The sequence below is a fragment of the Pseudomonas sp. ME-P-057 genome, from assembly GCF_030208975.1.
GTDB classification, from domain to species: Bacteria; Pseudomonadota; Gammaproteobacteria; order Pseudomonadales; family Pseudomonadaceae; genus Aquipseudomonas; species Aquipseudomonas lutea.
Genome location: NZ_JARVSX010000038.1, coordinates 151,023 through 169,826, shown reverse-complemented (window position 1 = coordinate 169,826; position 18,804 = coordinate 151,023). Strand labels below are relative to the sequence as shown.

Genomic DNA, 18,804 nt, shown 5'->3' with positions numbered 1-18,804 from the left:
TTGGACCCATCGCCTCTACGCGCCATGAATCCTGGCCAGACGCACACGCCAGTCTCCACCGTCATGACGCAGACACGCCTCTTCGGAATCAAAACGCACGCATCGGACGAGACTCTGAGCCTCCACGTCAATCTTGCTCAACGCCGCGGCGGTCAGTTCACGCATTCGTGCGTCCTGCCCTCTGGCGATCGCTTGTTCCTTGTTTGCCTCAGTATCGAAAACCCATATAACCCGCAGGCTTTGCTGGAACTGCGCATGGTCAACCGCGTGAGTGAGCCATTCGAAGCCAGGGATTTCAGCCGCGGCAGTCTCGCAGGCTTCTGTCAGCGTGGCGGCGAGGCGACGCTCAACACGCGCTATGTCACGTTTGCTTGACGACATGAAAGCTCCAAAAGGGGATGACGCTCGTGGAAGGCCAGTGCCTTGATTCAGTGATCGCGTAACCTATCAGCATGCGTGTAGCAAGCGAGAGGCAAATGCGCGCACAGGATGAGAGACGGACCTTATTTGAATGATAAATATTCTCATACGCAGCAGAGTCTGACAGAATCAATGCCCCGCACGAATCCTCCGGATCGCTCTTCCCGATGTCTCTCGTCCACCCTGCCCTTGCACACACCGTAGACGGCCTGTTCCGGGCGCATAACGCCTGGTTGACGGGTTGGTTGAGGCGCAAGCTCGGCTGCCCCCACAGCGCAGCTGATTTGGCGCAGGACACGTTCATCAAAGTCCTGGTCTCCCGCAGTGCACAGCAAATTGAAGAGCCGAGAGCGTTCCTGACCACGGTAGCGCGGCGGGTGCTGTGCAATTACTACCGGCGTCAGGACCTTGAACGCGCCTATTACCAGACGCTTGCAGAACTGCCTGAAGGCGTTATGCCGTCTGAGGAAGAAAAGGCAATCATTCTTGAAACCCTTGTGGAACTCGATCAGCTACTGGACGGGCTTCCTGTTTCCGTGAGGCGCGCTTTTCTGATGTCCCAAGTCGATGGTTTGAGCCACGGCGATATCGCCAGTGCGCTTGGCATTTCCATCGCAACGGTCAAACGCCATATCAATAAGGCTGCGTTGCGCTGCTATTTCGCCCTATGAACCCCAACGGCGATTCCCTCAATAAGTCCGATATCCCGCCTGAAGTAGCGCAGCAGGCCATCGACTGGCTGCTGGAGACGCAAGAAGGGCCTTTAAGCGCTGCTCGCCAGAAGGCTTGGCAGGTCTGGCTTAATGGCAACGCCGAGCATCAGCGGGCATGGGCGCATATACAGCGGGTCAATCAACGCCTGAGCGGTCTTTCCTCACCGCTCGCACATGCGGCGCTGGGTGCGCCCAACTCCAAGGGGCGACGCCATGCCCTCAAACTGCTGTTGCTGCTGGGGGCGGGCTCCGTCGCGGGTCTGAGCCTGCGTGACCAGATTGCGCTGCAGCCCCTGCTCGCGGACTACAACAGTGGCGTGGGCGAACAGCGGAACGTATCCCTGGGGGATGGCAGCCGGATTCAGCTGAATACTGCCAGCGCCGTGGATGTGGAATTCAACGCACAGCAGCGTCGGATACGGTTGCTGTCCGGAGAAATTCTCATGACCGATTCGGTGGACCCTCGCCCGCTGAGCCTCCTGACTGCCGAAGGCAACATCAACGTCGCGACCGCCTCCAGTCGTATCAATCTGCGTCAGTTCAAGGGCCGCACGCAAGTGGCGGTGTTCGCTGGAACAGTTGAGCTGCAAGTCGCTGATCAGGCGAGACCTGGCCTTATCTTGCAAGCGCAGCAACAGGTGACGTTTAGCCGCACTGCCTGGGGAAGCGTACAACCGCTGGATCCCGGCAGCGGAGCCTGGACCCACGGCATGCTTGTCGCGTCGAGCATGAAGCTGGTCGACTTCCTTGACGAGTTGGCGCGTTACCGCCGTGGCCGTCTGAACTGCGATGTGAACGTGGCCAACCTGCTGATCTCCGGCACTTACCCAGTGGCTGACAGCGAACGCATTCTCGACACGCTGGAAACCGTCTTGCCTGTGCATGTGCAGCGTTTTACTCGCTATTGGGTCAACGTGCAGGCGCGGGGTTAAGTCCCCGCTCGTCGTTCAGCGAGACGCCAGGCGTCCGCGCCGCAGGTTGAGCGGAGCATGGCGACTCGCAGCTCGACGCGATTCCTCAGCGCGGGAGAGGCAGTTTCCCGCGGCGGAACCGCGCTACGCAAAGAATTTTGAAAATCCGTGAGCCGTATCGCGTCCTTCGCGTGACAGGCAGGTAAGCACTCTAATCTTCCCGCCAAAGGAATCCTGCATGTCAGCCCGCCCCACACAGCCCTCCCCTTTGGGACGCACGTTGCGCCACATCATTTTTAGCGCAAGCTTTTCGCTGGGTAGCCTCTCGATAGCCCATGCCGCCGAGACGGGGCCCAAAGCCTATGACATCGCCCCGAGTGAACTGGAAACGGCGTTGAATCAGTTTGGTCGGGAATCAGGCGTCCTGATCTCGTATGGCTCACAGGTCGCCAGCGGCCTGAGGAGTCGCGGCCTCCAAGGTCAATACACACCCGGGCAAGGTCTGGCCGCGTTGCTTGAAGGCACGGGTCTTCAAGCCGTTGCCGATGGGAATAATGGCTTTACCGTGCAAGCTGCCAGTGCACCTGCCGCACCGATCGAGTTGGGGGTATCAACGGTTGTCGGCGACTGGCTGGGTGAAGCGCAGCAGATCAATGTTTTCGAACACCCTGGCGCACGAGACGTCGTTCGCCGCGAGGAATTCGAGCGCGCAGGTGCCACCTCGGCACGTGATGTGTTGAACCGCGTGCCCGGCGTCAACGCTCCGGAAAACAACGGCACCGGCAGCCATGACATGGCACTGAATTTCGGTATTCGCGGCCTCAATCCGCGCCTGGCGACGCGCTCGACCGTCTTGATGGATGGCATCCCGGTACCCTTCGCGCCGTACGGCCAGCCTCAGTTGTCGTTCGCGCCGATCAGCATGGGCAACATGGATGCAGTGGACGTCGTGCGCGGCGGCGGCGCGGTGCGCTACGGCCCCCAAAACGTGGGCGGCATCGTTAACTTCGTGACCCGAGCCATCCCCGACGAAGCCACGCTCAAGGGCGGCGTTCAGACCGAGACCAGTCCAGGCTCCAGCCATGACGGCTTCAAAACCACCGGTAACCTGTTGGCCGGGGGGACTGCTGATAACGGTATGGGCGGGGCGATTCTCTATTCCGGCGTTCGCGGCGGCGACTGGCGCGAGCACAGCGACACGCAAATTGATGACCTGATTCTCAAGGGTAAATACCAGATTGATGAGGCCAACAGCCTGAACGCGATGGCTCAGTACTACGATGGCGAGGCCCAGATGCCGGGCGGCCTCAGCGTCGCGGACTACGATGCCGATCCGTATCAATCGACGCGTCTGAAAGACAAGTTCTGGGGCCGACGCACACTGCTCAACGTTGGTTATCGCTATGAGCAGGACGCGCGGGTCTTTACCGCCAACACATTCTTCACCAAGACGCTGCGCAGCGGTTATCTGGACCAAGGCAGCTTTGTGTCTCTGTCGCCCCGAGAATATTGGGTGCGTGGTCTGGAAACCCGTCTATCCCAAGGTTTTGCGCTGGGGGACTCTTCGCATGAGGTCGGCATCGGCTATCGCTACGTGAACGAAGCAGGTCATGAGATGCGCTATCGTGAGCCGGTAAATGGTGACTTGCCCACAACTGCCAGCCGCAACGACCGTGACACCCGTGGCGCGACCGAGGCTCATGCATTTTATATTGACGACCGAATCGACATCGGCAAATGGACCGTCACCCCAGGCATTCGCTACGAGATGATCGACACTGCTCAAAACAACAACCTGAGCGGTGTCAAATACCAGGGCGACTACAACACAGCACTCCCTGCACTGAACGTGCTTTACCATCTGACCGACAGCTGGAATCTGTACGCCAATACCGAGGGCTCGTTCGGAAGCGTGCAATACAGCCAGATGCCCAACCGCGTAACCGGCGGCGAAGTGAAGCCGGAGAAGGCGCGGACATGGGAGCTCGGCACCCGCTATGACAACGGTAACCTGCGGGCCGAGATCGGGACGTTCCTGATCAACTTCGACAACCAGTACGACAGCAACCAGACAAACGACACCATTATCGCGCGCGGCGAGACACGCCATCAGGGGATCGAATCGAGCATCAACTACGCTCTGGACGCCTTGACGCCTGCCTTGGCGGGTTACGACATCTATGCAACCTATGCCTTCGTCGACGCTACGATCCGAGAAGATGGCCCCAACAAAGGCAACCGTGTGCCGTTTTCGTCAAAGCACAAGGGCACGATGGGAGTGAGTTACACAGGGGGCCCATGGAAGTTGAACCTGGACGGCTCGTTTCAGAGCAGTCAGTTTGCCGACAATGCCAACACTTCGGACGAAAGCGCTGACGGCAGTACCGGGCGCATTCCCGGCTACATGGTGTTCAGCAGCCGCGCCGGCTACGACTTCGGCCCTCAGCTGTCTGATTTGAATGTTGCAGTTGGCATCAAAAATATGCTCAACCGCCAGTACTACACTCGCTCGTTCGACGATAACAACCGAGGCAAATACGTTGGGGAGCCCCGTACGGTTTACGTACAGACTTCAGTTGCGTTTTGACCTTTCGGCAGATCAACCCCACGGGTCCTGCAGCGGCATTGCCGGTTTGGATTCCTCATCCAGGCTGGCACTGTCAGAGCCAGCATGCACGCTGTCTGTCAACGCAAGGTCTTGCTATCGCGCGTACCGAGGACAATCGTTTAGAACCCCCGTGCGCCTGAGCAGTCTTCCCTAGGTACTCACCGTCTCAAGGGAGACCTCATGATCATCGTTCACCATCTCAACAATTCCCGCTCGCAGCGTATTTTATGGCTACTGGAGGAGCTGGCGCTGCCCTACGAGATCAAGCACTACCAGCGAGACGCCAACACCAACCTCGCTCCGGCTGAACTGAAAGCCATTAACCCGCTGGGCAAATCACCGGTTATTGAGGATGGCCCTCATGTGCTGATCGAGTCCGGCGCTATCGTCGATTACCTGATCCGACGCCACGGCAATGGCCAGCTGCAACCCGACCCAAGCACTGCGACGTACGACGAGTACGTGCAATGGCTGCACTTCGCAGAGGGTTCGGCCATGCTGCCGTTGATGCTCAACCTATATGTTGGGCGCCTCGGGGATGCCGGCAAGCCGCTGCAACCGCGGATCGAATCCGAGCTGGCCAATTATCTGGGCTATCTGGAAGCTGCATTGAGCCTTACGCCATACCTGGTGGGTGAGGAACTGAGCGGCGCGGACATCCAAATGAGCTTCATTGGCGAATTCGCCAAATCCCAAGGGATGCTGCAGCACTACCCTAACCTGGAGGCGTGGATCGAACGGTTCCAGGCGCGTCCGGCCTATATCAAGGCGATCGAAAAGGGCGGTGAATACAAGTTCGCGGGATGAGCTCCACACGGTCGGCTCTGTCACGACGTCGCTAGCACTTCTGCAGAGGTATTCATCCTGGGTCAGCTCGATCATCTGGATTTGCTCGACTGACGCAGGGTGTCAACGTCAACCTCTGGTGCTGTTTGATGCTCGGCGAAAGCTGGAACTGCTCTATGAACCTTCGCCCACTTTATTTCAGGCAAAAAAAAATCTGGAAATCCGCATTTTCATGGGCCTTCCAGATTTTCGAAATGGTGGGTCGTGTGGGATTCGAACCTACGACCAATTGGTTAAAAGCCAACTGCTCTACCAACTGAGCTAACGACCCGCTTCGTTGTGGCGCGTATATTACTGATATTTCACAGTAATTCAACACCCGAGTGAAAATATTTTAAAAATAACGCGTAGGGTCCGTGACGCCAGCGGCCGTGAAGCCCTCCGCACGCAGGCGGCAGCTGTCACATTTTCCGCAGGCACGGCCTTGCTCGTCGGCCTGATAGCAGGAAACCGTCAGTGCATAATCCACACCCAGACGGGTCCCGGCTTTTACGATGTCGGCTTTACTCAGCATCTGCAAAGGCGCACGAATGGTGAAGCCCTGCCCCTCAACGCCTGCCTTGGTCGCAAGGTTGGCCATACGCTCGAAGGCTTCCACAAACTCGGGGCGACAATCAGGGTATCCCGAGTAATCCACGGCGTTGACCCCGATGAAGATGTCTCGGGCTCCCAGTACCTCTGCCCACCCAAGCGCCAGCGACAGGAAAACGGTATTGCGCGCCGGCACGTAAGTCACCGGGATGCCCTCACCCGCCGTCTCCGGCACGGCAATGCTGCTGTCAGTCAATGCCGAACCGCCGATGCCATTCAGATCCAGGCCAATGACTTTATGTTCGATGACGCCCATATCCGATGCCACGCGCTCGGCCGCCTGCAGCTCGGCGCGATGACGTTGCCCGTAATCGAAACTCATGGTGTAGCAGTCGAAACCATCAGCTTTCGCCATCGCGACCACAGTGGCCGAATCCAGCCCACCGGACAGCAGTATGACCGCTCTTTTGTCACTCATTGATTGTTCACTCATTCAGCGCCCCGGCTCGTCGTTCCAGAGGATCTTGTGCAACTGCAGCTGCAGACGCACCGGAAGGTTGTCGGCCACGATCCAGTCGGCCAGGTCTGTGACGTTGAGATCGCGGTGGACCGGGGAAAACAATACCTCGCCGGCCCGCCGCTCAAGTCCGTACTGGATAATCTTCGATACCGCCCAGTCATAATCTTCCCGCGAGCAGATCACGAATTTGACCTGGTCGTTAGGCGTGAGTAATTCGATATTTTCGTATCGGTTACGCGCTACTTCTTTGGAACCAGGGGTCTTCAAGTCAACGACGCGGCTTACGCGCGTATCAACTTTTGAGATGTCCAGCGCGCCACTGGTTTCCAGCGAAACCTCGTAACCGGCATCGCAAAGGCGTTGCAGCAGAGGGATGGCGTTCGGCTGAGCGAGGGGCTCGCCACCGGTAACGCAGACGTAACGCGGGCGATAGCTGGCAACTTGCTCCATCAGCGAATCGAGGGTCTGCACGGTTCCGCCGCTAAAGGCGTACTCGCTGTCGCAATAACCGCAGCGCAAAGGGCAGCCAGTCAGACGCACGAAAACCGTGGGCAAGCCTGCTGTGCGCGTCTCGCCCTGCAGCGAATAGAAAACTTCGGTGATGCGTAATGTGTCTTGCATAGGGGCCACGGGCGTAACGGCTAAACAGGCCATCCGCCTCCGTCAGGCACTTCGGCACACCCTGCACACGCAGAATCCGCTGAAGCGTAATCAATACCGGAATTTCGGGGGCGGAATTCTAACGAAAAAAGCCGCGCAACGCGCGGCTTTCTTGAATCAGCGGTCAGATTGCGCTGCAATCAGAGACGCTGCAGGTCCCGCTGGGCCAACTGAGCGGCCGAAGTACCCGGATACTGGGCAACGACCTGCTGAAGGATACCCTTCACCTTGTCGGTGTGACCCAGGCGGCGTTCTACGTCTGCCAGCTTGTACAAGGAGTCAGGCACCTTGGCATGCTTGGGGTAAAGCTGACTGACCTTGGCGAACGCCTGACCGGCGCCCTGAAGGTCGCCCTTGGCCAGGTTTACTTCACCCAGCCAATACTGGGCGTTGCCCGCGTACTGGCTGTTTGGGTATTTGCGCAGGAATGCGGCAAACGCCTGGCTGGCTTTGTCAAAATCCTTCGCCTTGATCAGGTCGAAAGCAGCGTCGTAGTAGAGCTTTTCTTTCGCCGGGTCGCCGGGTTCACTGCTGGCCTGAGAAGCTTGGGCGGCAGGAGTCGAAGGTGCTCCGCCGGCATTGGCACCGCCGTCGGATGTGGAATTATTGGCAGCTGGTGCAGCAGGTGCGCCGCCAGCTCCTATACGAGAGTCGAGATCCTTGTAACGGTCCAGCGCTTCTTGCTTCATTTGCTGGATGTCGTTCTGCTGGACTTCAACCATTCCGCGTAACCGCGAAATCTCGTCCTGCATTTGCTGCAACTGCATGAACAGCTGACCTTGCGCCGAAGGTGCAGTCGTAGCCGCACCTCCGGCGTAGGCGCCAGCCGTACCATAACCCGACGGCGGATAACTGCTACCAGCAGAGCCAGAGTTGTCATCGACCACAGGAACCGCACCCATCGCTGCAAGAGGAAGGGTGAGAGCCAAAACGGTTAGAGCACGGCGGCACGTTCGCATGTCAAATTACTTACGCAGTTCGACGCGACGGTTTTGAGCCCACGATTGCTCGTCGTTACCGGTAGCAACTGGACGCTCTTCACCGTAGGAAACGATTTCCAGCTGAGCTGGCGAAACGCCCTGCAGAACCAGGTAGCGTTGAACGGCTTTCGCACGACGCTCGCCCAGTGCCAGGTTGTATTCGCGAGTACCGCGTTCGTCAGTGTTACCTTCCAGAACTACGCGAGCGCCGTTGGCTTTCAGGTCTTTGGCGTGAACGTCCAGAGCGCGCATGGCTTCTGGTTTCAGGTCAGAGCTGTCGTATTCGAAGTAGAAAGTGGTGATAGCGCGCAGAGCAGCTTCTTCGCTCAGGCTGCCATCAACAGCGCCAGAGTTAGCGCCGTAACCAGCGTTAGGATCTACAGCAGCGCCGCCAGCACCGGCATTGTCGCCGCCTTTGGACGAGCAACCTACAGCTACGGCCATGGCAAGAGCCAGCGCAGCAAATTTACCAAACTTCAGCATTTCCATCGTAAAACTCCTAATGAACCCCAAGTGTGTTAAGTACAACGTAAAGCGCCGCGTCAGTTCAGGTAAGGGGACCAGGAAGGTTCTCTGACTTCGCCTTGAGCGGTAGGAAGCGGGAGCCTTACGCGTCCATTAATGGACACGAGCATCAAGACTCCCCGGCCCTGCTGGCGGGTGGCGTAGATTACCATGGTGCCGTTAGGCGCAACAGTAGGCGACTCATCAAGGTTGCTGTCTGTGAGGATTTTTACGCTACCGCGCTGCAAATCCTGAGCCGCCACCTTGAAGTTAGTGAAGCCATCTTGACGATGGATCATCACAAGCGTCTTTTCATCCGCCGATAACTTTGGGTTGGCATTGTAGTTACCGATGAAAGTAACGCGCTCTGCCCCCCCGCCATTAATACTGGTTTTATAGATCTGAGGCTTGCCGCCACGATCAGAAGTGAAATAAAGCGTGGATCCGTCTTTACCGAAGAACGGCTCGGTATCAATAGAGGAATCATTGGTAACTCGCGACAATTGACGCGACGCCAGATTCATAACGTAGATTTCCGGGTTGCCATCCTTCGACAACACCATCGCCAATTTGCTGCCGTCTGGAGACCAGGCAGGTGCGCCGTTCAGACCTTCGAAATTGGTGATCTGTTCGCGACGACCGGTATCGATGTGCTGAACAAAAATGCGCGGACGCTTCTGTTCGAACGATACATAGGCGATGCGCTTGCCATCCGGCGCAAAGCGTGGCGACAGGATCGGCTCACGCGATTGCAGCAACGTGACTGCCCGCGCCCCATCGTAGTCGGAGCGCTGCAGCGTATAGCGAGTGTTATCCGTCGAGAAACGCTCGGCAGTGACGTACAGCATACGAGTAGAAAACGCGCCTTTGATGCCGGTCAGCTTTTCAAACGACTGGTCGGCGATGTAGTGAGACATATCGCGCAGTTGATCAGCGGTGCCCGAAACGTTACCTGTCAGCACCTGTTGCTCGGTGGCGACATTGAACAGCGCATATTGAACCTGCAGACGACCGCCCGCAGGAACGATGCTGCCGACCATCACGTACTGAGCACCCAGCGCCTTCCAGTCACGGAAGATGACTTCGCTGGCCTGGCTCGGCTGGCTGATCATGTTTTCCTTTGGAATCGGCGAGTAGTAGCCCGAGTTCTGCAGGTCGTTGCCAATGATCTTGGCCATGTCTTCAGGCAGGACGCTCCCACCCTGCAGACCGAACGGCACAACGGCGATAGGCGTCGCACGATCACTGCCGCTTGTTACCAGAATGTTCTTTTCGTCAGCTGCGGCAAATCCCGCTGCGCAACAAAGAACGACAAGCATTCCTCGAAGAAGGTTAATCACAAGGCTAGGTCCTCAGGTGTGAATGTCATCTTGAATGAACGGTAAGGCGCGAAGTCCGAAGGCTTCATCCCCTGCATCTCTGTCAAACGACCAATGTTCTTGACCGCTGCTACAGCTGAACTGTCGAAAGGACCGTCGCCACTGGACTTTGCCACAGTCACCGAAGTGACAGTGCCGTCCGGCAACATGCCGATCTGCAAGACCACGGTCATGCCCTTGCGCGCAGAAGGCGGACGTGCCCAGCCTTCAGCTGCCCGGGAGCGAATCAAGTCATCGAAGCTACCAGCCACCTCGTCGCCACGCTCATCGGCCAGCGCCTGTTGGCGCTCCGGCTTGTCAGAAAGCAAGTCGGCCAGTGCTTGCGCCTTCTTGTCTTCCGCAGATTTGCGAGCGGCATCCTGGGCTTTCTTTTTGGCGTCTTCGGTCGCTTTCTTCTTGGCGTCCTCAGCCGCTTTTTTCTTCGCGTCTTCCGCAGCCTTTTTCTTGGCGTCGTCTGCAGCCTGCTTCTTCGCGTCCTCGGCAGCCTGCTTCTTGGCTTCCTCGGCGGCCGCGCGTTTGGCGTCTTCTTCGGCTTTCTTCTTCGCGTCGTCTTCAGCTTTCTTCTTGGCTATATCAGCCAATTGTTTCTCTTCAGCGACTTTCTTTGCGTCATCCGCTTTTTTGGCTTCGGCTTTCTTGGCATCATCGGCCGCTTTTTTGGCGTCGTCAGCCTTTTTGGCGTCGTCGGCTTTCTTCGCTTCCTCGGCCTTTTGTTCTTCGGCTTTTTGAGCAGCGTCGGCTTTCTTTTGTTCCGCCGCCTTCACCGCCTCCTGCTCAACTTTTTTCTGTTCCATCTGTTCGACTTCAGTCTGTCGCGCAGCGGACTTCTTTGCCTCACCGGCCAGCTTCTGGTTGGTCTGGGTAGTGGCCTGACTTTTTGATTTCAACTGATAGAGCGTTGCCTGAACGATCGGCTTGGCTTCGGGAAGCTCAGGCGTCATTGCAAAGCTGACGAACAACAAACCAAAAATCAGGACGTGCAGCCCTACCGCCCAGACGGACGGCCAGAAGTAGCTTTCCGAGGCGGACGGCTCTCGAATCGGCTGCATCAGGGGGCCTCGGTAATCAAACCAACATTCCCGACCCCGGCCTTCTGCAACCCGCCCATCGTGCCCATGACGGCGCCGTAGTCGACGGTCTTGTCACCGCGGATGAAGACCTGGGTCTGCTTGCCCGCATCGCGACCGGCCGCAATGATTTTGGTCACGGCGCTGGTCAACTGGGGCAAGGTCATGGCCTTGTCCATCTGCTTGTCGGTATCGACTTCGCTGCCAAGGTTCCAGTAGTAAGTCTTGTCGGCCTTGATCGAAATCGTCAGGACCTGATTGTTGTTGTCCTGCGGCAAAGCCTCACTGGAGACCTTGGGCAGATCAACTTTCACGCCCTGGTTGATCATCGGAGCCGTGACCATGAAGATGACCAGCAGCACCAGCATCACGTCGATGTAGGGGACCACGTTCATTTCGGCGACCGGCTTGCGCTTGTTGCGTCGGCCGCGAGCGATTAAAGCCATTGGGTAATACCTGCTTATTCTTCGCTGGTGTGCACTTTACGGTGCAGGATCGCCTGGAACTCGTCGGCGAATGTGTAGTAACGACCGATCAGGTTCTCACCACGAGCAGCGAAACGGTTGTAGGCGATGACCGCAGGAATCGCTGCGAACAGACCGATCGCGGTCGCGATCAGGGCTTCGGCGATGCCCGGTGCAACCGTAGCCAGCGTGGCCTGTTGCGCAGTGGCCAGACCGCGGAAGGAGTTCATGATCCCCCAGACGGTGCCGAACAGACCGATATACGGGCTGGTTGAACCGACGGTCGCCAGGAATGGCAGGCTTTGCTCAAGCTTCTCTTCTTCGCGGGAAATCGCAACACGCATGGCGCGCGCAACACCTTCCATGACCGCATCCGGGTCTACCCCGGCCTGCTGACGCAGACGCGAGAATTCCTTGAAGCCTGCGCGGAAGATTTGCTCTACGCCGGAATCCGGATCAGGGTTGCTGCCCGCCTGACGATAGAGCTTGGACAGATCGATGCCTGACCAAAAGCGCTCCTCGAAGCTGTCCAGCGCCCGACGCCCTGCGCGCAGCATGGCGCTGCGCTGAAAGATCATGATCCACGAGGTGACCGAGGCGGCCACCAGGATCAGCATTACCAACTGCACAACCACGCTGGCATTGCTGACCAAACTCCACATGGAGGAATGGTCGACGACGTTAGCTTCCACGCTGTATCTCCTGCTCTGAATGTGTCCCCGCGCCGCCCTGCCCGGCAAAGGCCGTACGCAGAGCTTCGGGAATGGCCCGGGGTTTTAAACTGTCGGCGCGCACACACGCCACCAAAAACTGCCCCTCGCAGAGCAGTACATCATCCGCAGCCCGCCTGACCTGTTGCATGAAGCGCAGGCTGGCGCGGTTCAATTCGATTACTTCGGCGCTGATCAGCAGCTCATCGTCCAGCCGCGCAGGCTTGTGGTAACGAGCCTCGCTGGAATGCACGACAAATAACAGGTTCTCGATACCCGCCATTGCGGATTGGGCAAACCCCAACTCCCGCAGTCGCTCGGTTCGAGCCCGCTCCATGAATTTCAGGTAATTGACGTAGTAAACGATGCCGCCGGCATCGGTGTCCTCGTAATAAACGCGACAACGATGTGCGAACGACTGAGCCCCGTTTTGCGCGCGCATACTCTAGTGCTTACTCCTCAGGTTGCCAATCCGGCCAGGCAACTGTTTTCGCCGTTTTTGCCGCCAGCAGCACATCACATTTCGGTGACTGCCCGTCTGACCATGAAACACCCGAATAGATCGGTCGATTGTCGAGTTATTCGTCAGGGTCTTCGGCGGGTTCGTCCATGACCGCCCTCTCGCCCATTTTCGATGGAATATTGAGGCCAAAATGCAGATAGGCGTGTCGAGTGACCATGCGACCCCGCGGTGTGCGCATCATATAGCCTTGCTGGATCAAATAGGGTTCCAGCACGTCCTCAATTGTGTGACGCTCTTCGCTAATGGCCGCTGCAAGGTTATCGACGCCAACCGGACCGCCGTCGAATTTTTCGATCATTGTCAGCAGCAGACGTCGGTCCTGATGATCGAAACCACGCTCATCGACGTCCAGCAGGTTCAGCGCAAGGTCTGCAATCGCCTTGGTGATCTCGCCCTTCGCACGCACTTCCGCGAAATCACGCACACGCCTCAGCAGCCGGTTGGCGATACGCGGCGTGCCCCGTGCCCGACGGGCGATTTCAAATGCGCCTTCGTCCTCGATGTAGAGCCCGAGAATTTTTGCCGAGCGCGACACGATGGTCGCCAGATCCGCAGTGCTATAGAACTCAAGACGCTGCACGATACCGAAACGGTCACGCAGCGGATTGGTGAGCATGCCGGCGCGGGTAGTTGCACCGACCAGCGTAAAGGGCGGCAGATCGAGCTTGATGGAGCGTGCAGCGGGCCCCTCACCGATCATGATATCCAGCTGAAAGTCTTCCATCGCCGGATACAGGACCTCTTCCACGATGGGTGAAAGCCGGTGGATCTCGTCGATGAACAGCACATCGTGCGGCTCGAGATTGGTGAGAATGGCAGCGAGGTCGCCAGGTCGCTCAAGCACCGGGCCCGACGTGCTCTTGATCGACACCGACATTTCCTGCGCGATGATATTGGCCAGGGTGGTTTTACCCAGGCCCGGTGGACCGAAGATGAGCGTGTGATCGAGCGCTTCATTGCGGCCGCGAGCAGCCTGAATGAAGAGCTCCATCTGTTCGCGCACGGTAGGCTGGCCGATGTAGTCGGCCAGGCTCAGCGGCCGGATCGCGCGATCCAGTTGCTCGTCACGGTCGCGTCCGGTGGCCGCGATCAACCGATCAGCATCTATCACTTACAGCATCCCCTTCAATGCGCGGCGAATGAGGTCTTCGCTGCTGAGATTCTTGTCCTTTATCGCAGTCACGGCCTTGCTCGCCTCCTGGGGTTTGTACCCCAGGGAGATCAACGCGCTGACGGCATCCGACTCGGCAGTCGCCACCGGAACAGGCGCACCCGGGCCGTCCGATACCAGTGCAAACGTACCCGGCAAGGCGTCCCAGGCCTTGAAGCGATCCTTGAGTTCTACCAGCAAACGCTCGGCAGTCTTCTTGCCTACGCCCGGCACGCGGGTCAGTGCCGAGGTATCCTGCGCCTGAACGCAACGCACCAGCTCATCCACCTCAAGCGTCGACATCAAGGCCAACGCCAGCTTGGGGCCGACGCCGTTGAGGCGTATCAACTCGCGGAACATCTCGCGGTCACGTTTCTCGTAGAACCCGAACAGCAGGTGAGCGTCTTCCCGTACCACCAGGTGAATATGCAGCGTCACGGTCTCGCCCAGATGCGGCAGGCGATAAAGCGTGGTCATGGGCACTTCGACTTCATAACCCACACCGTTGACATCCAGTACCAGATGCGGCGGTTGCTTCTCGACCAACGTACCGCGTAGACGTCCAATCACGAATCAAATCCTTTCCAGATGCCCGTCGCTGCGACGGACCGGGCTAGCGCAAATAATTTCATCAGAGCCGCAAGCGGCCGCCACGACTGCGCGCAGTATTGAGGCCGTGGGGAATGAGGCTTGATCGGGTATGGGCGTGGCACATGGCAATTGCGAGCGCGTCCGACGCATCCACCTGGGGTTTGGTGGTGAGCTTGAGCAGGTGCATGACCATCAACATCACCTGATCCTTGTTCGCACCGCCTGTTCCCGAGACAGCCTGCTTGACCTGAGTTGCGGTGTACTCGGCAATCTCCAGGCCTTCTTCGGCACCCGCCACAATCGCAGCGCCGCGTGCCTGACCCAGTTTCAGGGCAGAATCGGGGTTACGCGCCATGAACACCTTTTCAATGCCCATCGTCACCGGCCCGTAGGTCTGGATGACCTCGCGCACGCCGCGATACACAATCTGCAGCCGCTCGTGAAGCAAACCGGTGCCCGTTCGGATGCATCCCGACGCCACGTACTCGCAGCCGCGCCCCGTATCACGCACTACGCCAAAGCCGGTTATTCGCGAACCGGGATCGATACCTAAAATAAGAGTCATAACGCCTGCAGCTTGAGAGGTGACGCGAACCGTTGGATGCAGCATAAAGGCAGAAGCCGGAGGCCGATAGCGATGATGATCAACGCTTCGTGCGCTCCGGCCTCAAGTTCCGACTCGGCTGAAGATCAGCTGAGCTGCTCCAGCACCTCGTCCGGGATTTCAGCGTTGGAGTAGACATTCTGTACGTCATCGAGGTCTTCAAGCATATCGATCAGCTTGAGGACCTTCTCCGCCATGTCTAGATCAAGCACCGCACTGGTGGTGGGCTGCATGACGATCTCGGCGTCGGCGGGCGTGAACCCGGCGGCTTCCAGCGCGTTGCGTACAGCGTAGAAACTGGAGAACGATGTAAACACGTCGATGGAGCCGTCTTCATGACTTACCACGTCATCGGCGTCCGCTTCCATCGCCGCTTCGATGAGTGCGTCTTCGTTCACACCCGGCGCGAAGGAAATCTGCCCCTTGCGCTCGAACAGATACGAAACCGAACCGTCAGTGCCCAGGTTGCCGCCGCACTTGCTGAACGCATGACGCACGGCAGCCGCGGTCCGGTTGCGGTTATCGGTCATGGTTTCGACCATGACTGCAACGCCACCCGGGCCGTAGCCCTCGTAACCCAACTCGACCATGTCATCGGCGTCGGCAGCGCCGGCCCCGCGCGCAATGGCGCGGTCGATGATGTCCCGGCTCATGTTCGCGCCAAGGGCCTTGTCCTGCGCCAGACGCAAGCGCGGATTCGACGCCGGATCACCGCCGCCCTGACGAGCAGCGACCGTCAACTCGCGAATCCATTTAGTGAATATCTTGCCTTTCTTGGCGTCCTGACGCTCTTTGCGGTGCTTGATGTTCGCCCACTTGGAATGACCAGCCATAACACGCTCCAAACCTTGAAACACGCACGCCCGCGCAGATCACTCACACGCAGACGCTTCACTCGAATCCTGCCCGATATGGGCGAGCGCCGGAGGACCGAATGGTCGGTCCGCCGGACTCTTGTCTTAATTACTCGGCTTTCGGTGTCTCGCGCAGACGGATGTGCAACTCACGCAGCGCCTTGGCATCAACCACACCCGGCGCCTGGGTCATTACGTCCGCAGCACTCTGGGTTTTCGGGAAGGCAATGACTTCACGGATGGACTGAGCACCGGTCATCAACATGACCAGACGATCCAGACCGAACGCCAAACCGCCATGTGGCGGCGCGCCATACTTCAGAGCGTCGAGCAGGAAGCCGAACTTCTCCTGCTGCTCGTCTTCGGAAATACCCAGCAGACGGAACACGGCCTGTTGCATTTCCTTGCGGTGAATACGGATCGAACCACCGCCCAGTTCCGTGCCGTTCAGGACCATGTCGTACGCACGGGACAGTGCGGTGCCCGGGTTGGCTTCGAGCTCTTCAGGCGAGCACTTCGGAGCAGTGAACGGGTGATGCAGCGCCGAGAAGCTGCCGTCGTCATTCTCTTCGAACATCGGGAAGTCAACGACCCACATCGGTGCCCACTCACACGTAAGCAGATTGAGGTCGTGGCCCAGCTTGATGCGCAATGCACCCAGCGCTTCGCTGACGATTTTGAATTTGTCGGCGCCGAAGAACACGATGTCGCCATCAACCGCACCCACGCGATCAAGGATCACGTTGAGGTTGGCTTCAGGGATGTTCTTGACGATCGGGGACTGCAGGCCCTCGACGCCCTTGGCGCGCTCGTTGACCTTGATGTAGGCCAGGCCTTTGGCGCCGTAGATGCCAACGAACTTGGTGTACTCGTCGATCTTGCTGCGCGGCATGCTTGCGCCGCCGGGAACACGCAGGGCCGTGACGCGGCACTTCGGATCATTGGCAGGACCGCTGAACACTTTGAAGTCGACTGCCTGAAGCTGATCGGCAACGTCAACAAGCTCCAGCGGGTTACGCAGGTCCGGCTTGTCGGAGCCGTAACGGCGCATGGCCTCTTCGAAGGTCATGTGCGGGAAATCATCGAACTCCAGATCCAGCACTTCCTTGAAGAGCTTGCGGATCATGTCCTCGGTAATGCCCATGATGTCGGCTTCATTGAGGAAGCTGGTTTCGATGTCGATCTGAGTGAATTCAGGTTGACGGTCGGCACGCAGGTCTTCGTCGCGGAAGCACTTGGCGATCTGGTAGTAACGGTCGAAACCGGCAACCATCAGCAGTTGTTTGAACAGCTGCGGCGATTGCGGCAGTGCAAAGAAGCTGCCCGCATGCGTACGGCTTGGCACCAGGTAGTCGCGAGCGCCTTCGGGCGTGGCGCGAGTCAGGATTGGCGTTTCGACGTCAAGGAAGCCATTGCCGTCGAGGAAGCCGCGGATGCTGGAAGTGATGCGCGAGCGCAGACGAAGCTTTTCAGCCATTTCCGGGCGACGCAGGTCGATGAAGCGATAACGCAGGCGGGTCTCTTCACCGACGTCCGAATACTCGTTGAGCGGGAACGGCGGGGTTTCCGACTCGTTGAGCACTTCAAGCTCATAGCCCAGCACTTCGATTGCGCCCGACGCCATGTTCGGGTTAACGGCGCCGGCAGGACGCGCACGTACCTTACCGGTCAGCTTGACAACGTATTCGCTGCGAACACGGTCGGCGATGGCGAAGGTGTCAGCACGATCAGGATCGAAAACTACCTGGGCCAGGCCCTCACGATCGCGGATGTCGAGGAAAATCACCCCGCCATGGTCGCGACGGCGATGGACCCATCCGCAAAGGGTAATTTCCTGACCTTCCAGGCTCTCGTTCAGTTGGCCGCAATAATGGCTGCGCATCATGATCGTGTGTTCACTTCTCGTAATTCGGAATTCGATGGAGCTTTCGCCCGTCGCCGGTGCGAGGGTGCGCAAGCTTTGGCATGCAGTCCGACCCGGCGGCCGGTTCCTGCCTTCCACAGTAAGGCGGGGGATTATATAGGGATAATCATCACTGTGCAGCCGCGCAGCCCGATACCGGCAAAGAAGATGCAGGCGCCCAGAGGCAACTTCGCAGTGACCGCCAGAGAATGCGGGCCCGACGCAGCAGGCCCGCGAAAATCAGGTCAGGTCGGGGACGGTGTTAACCTCAGCCCCTCGGCACTCAGTATGTGAGCCACGCACACCACACGGATCAAGCCGCTGAAGTTCTTCACGCCGCCGTAACGCAGGTGAACCTCGCGGTCGACATAGGACAGCACCGCGTTTATGGAGCAGTCGTTGAATCGTGCCATTTCGGAAAGGATGTTCCAGTACACCTCTTCAAGGCGCAGACAGGTGGCCAACCCATTGAGCCTCACCGACCTGGCATGCGGTTGGGCGAGGCTCATGTTGAAGTTGTCGATAAAAGGGTCTCCCCTGGCATTTACACATCGAGGCAGCTCCCACCTCTCATGATCAGTATTCCGATTCATGCGGATCCCCTATTTTGCGATCACGGATATAGGCGTCGGCACCTCTTCGCAATCATATGAAAGAAGTGCCTATCAAGCCGTATTCCGCGAGGCGCAACCAGCAGAAGGAGCACTCTGAACCCGTAGGAGATTGCCACGGTGAAAGGGGGATTTCCGAAAGCTGAAAAAGCTCAGAACATTTATCTGTCCCGAGGTATTAGATATATATTTTTCTGACTTCTTTTGCCCCATTTGCCCAGCGAGCAACCGCGGGCACACGCGTGAAGCAAGTTC

The 18,804-nt window shown here is 58.2% G+C and carries 20 protein-coding genes and 1 tRNA gene; 4 read left to right on the top strand and 17 right to left on the bottom strand.

Annotated features, from left to right (window positions below):
- Nucleotides 1-15: 15 nt before the first annotated feature.
- Nucleotides 16-381: a hypothetical protein gene (locus QRN48_RS20320; RefSeq protein WP_191944896.1), complete on the bottom strand. Its 366-nt coding sequence runs from the start codon at nt 379-381 to the stop codon at nt 16-18.
- A 206-nt stretch (nt 382-587) separates the two neighbouring features.
- Between QRN48_RS20320 and QRN48_RS20315 the strand changes: the two genes are divergently transcribed.
- The 4 genes from QRN48_RS20315 to QRN48_RS20300 all read left to right on the top strand — a co-directional run bounded on the left by QRN48_RS20315 (nt 588) and on the right by QRN48_RS20300 (nt 5,459).
- The gene (locus QRN48_RS20315; protein ID WP_285352749.1) at nt 588-1,091 is read left to right on the top strand and encodes a sigma-70 family RNA polymerase sigma factor; all 504 of its coding nucleotides are present in this window, start codon (nt 588-590) and stop codon (nt 1,089-1,091) included.
- Nucleotides 1,088-2,065 carry a FecR domain-containing protein gene (locus tag QRN48_RS20310; protein ID WP_285352747.1) on the top strand — a complete coding sequence of 326 codons (978 nt, stop codon included), beginning with the start codon at nt 1,088-1,090 and terminating at the stop codon, nt 2,063-2,065. Before QRN48_RS20315 ends, QRN48_RS20310 begins: the two co-directional genes overlap by 4 nt.
- A 217-nt stretch (nt 2,066-2,282) precedes the next feature.
- A complete protein-coding gene (gene fecA / locus QRN48_RS20305) occupies nt 2,283-4,631 on the top strand; it encodes a TonB-dependent Fe(3+) dicitrate receptor FecA (RefSeq protein ID WP_191944899.1) in 2,349 nt (782 codons plus the stop codon).
- 201 nt (nt 4,632-4,832) lie between these two features.
- Nucleotides 4,833-5,459: a glutathione S-transferase family protein gene (locus QRN48_RS20300; protein ID WP_285352743.1), complete on the top strand. Its 627-nt coding sequence runs from the start codon at nt 4,833-4,835 to the stop codon at nt 5,457-5,459.
- 234 nt (nt 5,460-5,693) lie between these two features.
- Here QRN48_RS20300 and QRN48_RS20295 read toward each other — a convergent pair.
- The 16 genes from QRN48_RS20295 to QRN48_RS20220 all read right to left on the bottom strand — a co-directional run bounded on the left by QRN48_RS20295 (nt 5,694) and on the right by QRN48_RS20220 (nt 18,531).
- A tRNA-Lys gene (locus tag QRN48_RS20295) sits at nt 5,694-5,769 on the bottom strand.
- Nucleotides 5,770-5,832: 63 nt separating this feature from the next.
- Nucleotides 5,833-6,507, bottom strand: coding sequence for a 7-cyano-7-deazaguanine synthase QueC (gene queC / locus QRN48_RS20290; RefSeq protein ID WP_285352741.1), 675 nt, complete (start codon nt 6,505-6,507; stop codon nt 5,833-5,835).
- Between the two features lie 15 nt (nt 6,508-6,522).
- On the bottom strand, nt 6,523-7,170 hold the full coding sequence (gene queE, locus QRN48_RS20285) for a 7-carboxy-7-deazaguanine synthase QueE (RefSeq protein WP_037014060.1): 648 nt from the start codon (nt 7,168-7,170) through the stop codon (nt 6,523-6,525).
- A 179-nt stretch (nt 7,171-7,349) separates the two neighbouring features.
- Complete coding sequence (gene ybgF / locus QRN48_RS20280) at nt 7,350-8,168, bottom strand: tol-pal system protein YbgF (protein WP_037014062.1); 819 nt, start codon at nt 8,166-8,168, stop codon at nt 7,350-7,352.
- 6 nt (nt 8,169-8,174) lie between these two features.
- Nucleotides 8,175-8,678, bottom strand: coding sequence for a peptidoglycan-associated lipoprotein Pal (gene pal, locus QRN48_RS20275; protein WP_037014065.1), 504 nt, complete (start codon nt 8,676-8,678; stop codon nt 8,175-8,177).
- A gap of 53 nt (nt 8,679-8,731) precedes the next feature.
- Nucleotides 8,732-10,012 (bottom strand): Tol-Pal system beta propeller repeat protein TolB, encoded by a 1,281-nt coding sequence (gene tolB, locus QRN48_RS20270; protein ID WP_191944987.1) that lies wholly within the window; start codon nt 10,010-10,012, stop codon nt 8,732-8,734.
- A gap of 17 nt (nt 10,013-10,029) precedes the next feature.
- A complete protein-coding gene (gene tolA, locus QRN48_RS20265; RefSeq protein WP_191944902.1) occupies nt 10,030-11,121 on the bottom strand; it encodes a cell envelope integrity protein TolA in 1,092 nt (363 codons plus the stop codon).
- Nucleotides 11,121-11,585 (bottom strand): protein TolR, encoded by a 465-nt coding sequence (gene tolR / locus QRN48_RS20260; RefSeq protein WP_037014073.1) that lies wholly within the window; start codon nt 11,583-11,585, stop codon nt 11,121-11,123. The genes tolA and tolR overlap by 1 nt, the downstream gene beginning before the upstream one ends.
- A gap of 14 nt (nt 11,586-11,599) precedes the next feature.
- Entirely contained in the window at nt 11,600-12,295 is a 696-nt protein-coding gene (gene tolQ, locus QRN48_RS20255; RefSeq protein ID WP_037014076.1) for a protein TolQ, read from the bottom strand.
- Nucleotides 12,285-12,755, bottom strand: coding sequence for a tol-pal system-associated acyl-CoA thioesterase (gene ybgC, locus QRN48_RS20250; protein WP_037014078.1), 471 nt, complete (start codon nt 12,753-12,755; stop codon nt 12,285-12,287). The genes tolQ and ybgC overlap by 11 nt, the downstream gene beginning before the upstream one ends.
- 136 nt (nt 12,756-12,891) lie before the next feature.
- Nucleotides 12,892-13,947, bottom strand: coding sequence for a Holliday junction branch migration DNA helicase RuvB (ruvB, locus tag QRN48_RS20245; RefSeq protein ID WP_037014080.1), 1,056 nt, complete (start codon nt 13,945-13,947; stop codon nt 12,892-12,894).
- Nucleotides 13,948-14,556 carry a Holliday junction branch migration protein RuvA gene (gene ruvA, locus QRN48_RS20240; RefSeq protein WP_037014085.1) on the bottom strand — a complete coding sequence of 203 codons (609 nt, stop codon included), beginning with the start codon at nt 14,554-14,556 and terminating at the stop codon, nt 13,948-13,950.
- A 61-nt stretch (nt 14,557-14,617) separates the two neighbouring features.
- Nucleotides 14,618-15,142, bottom strand: a complete 525-nt coding sequence (ruvC, locus tag QRN48_RS20235; protein WP_191944903.1) for a crossover junction endodeoxyribonuclease RuvC — start codon at nt 15,140-15,142, stop codon at nt 14,618-14,620.
- 125 nt (nt 15,143-15,267) lie between these two features.
- On the bottom strand, nt 15,268-16,014 hold the full coding sequence (locus tag QRN48_RS20230; RefSeq protein ID WP_037014095.1) for a YebC/PmpR family DNA-binding transcriptional regulator: 747 nt from the start codon (nt 16,012-16,014) through the stop codon (nt 15,268-15,270).
- 130 nt (nt 16,015-16,144) lie between these two features.
- A complete protein-coding gene (gene aspS, locus QRN48_RS20225) occupies nt 16,145-17,920 on the bottom strand; it encodes an aspartate--tRNA ligase (RefSeq protein ID WP_037014097.1) in 1,776 nt (591 codons plus the stop codon).
- 263 nt (nt 17,921-18,183) lie between these two features.
- Nucleotides 18,184-18,531 (bottom strand): ribbon-helix-helix domain-containing protein, encoded by a 348-nt coding sequence (locus QRN48_RS20220; protein WP_285352732.1) that lies wholly within the window; start codon nt 18,529-18,531, stop codon nt 18,184-18,186.
- Between the last annotated feature and the right edge of the window lie 273 nt (nt 18,532-18,804).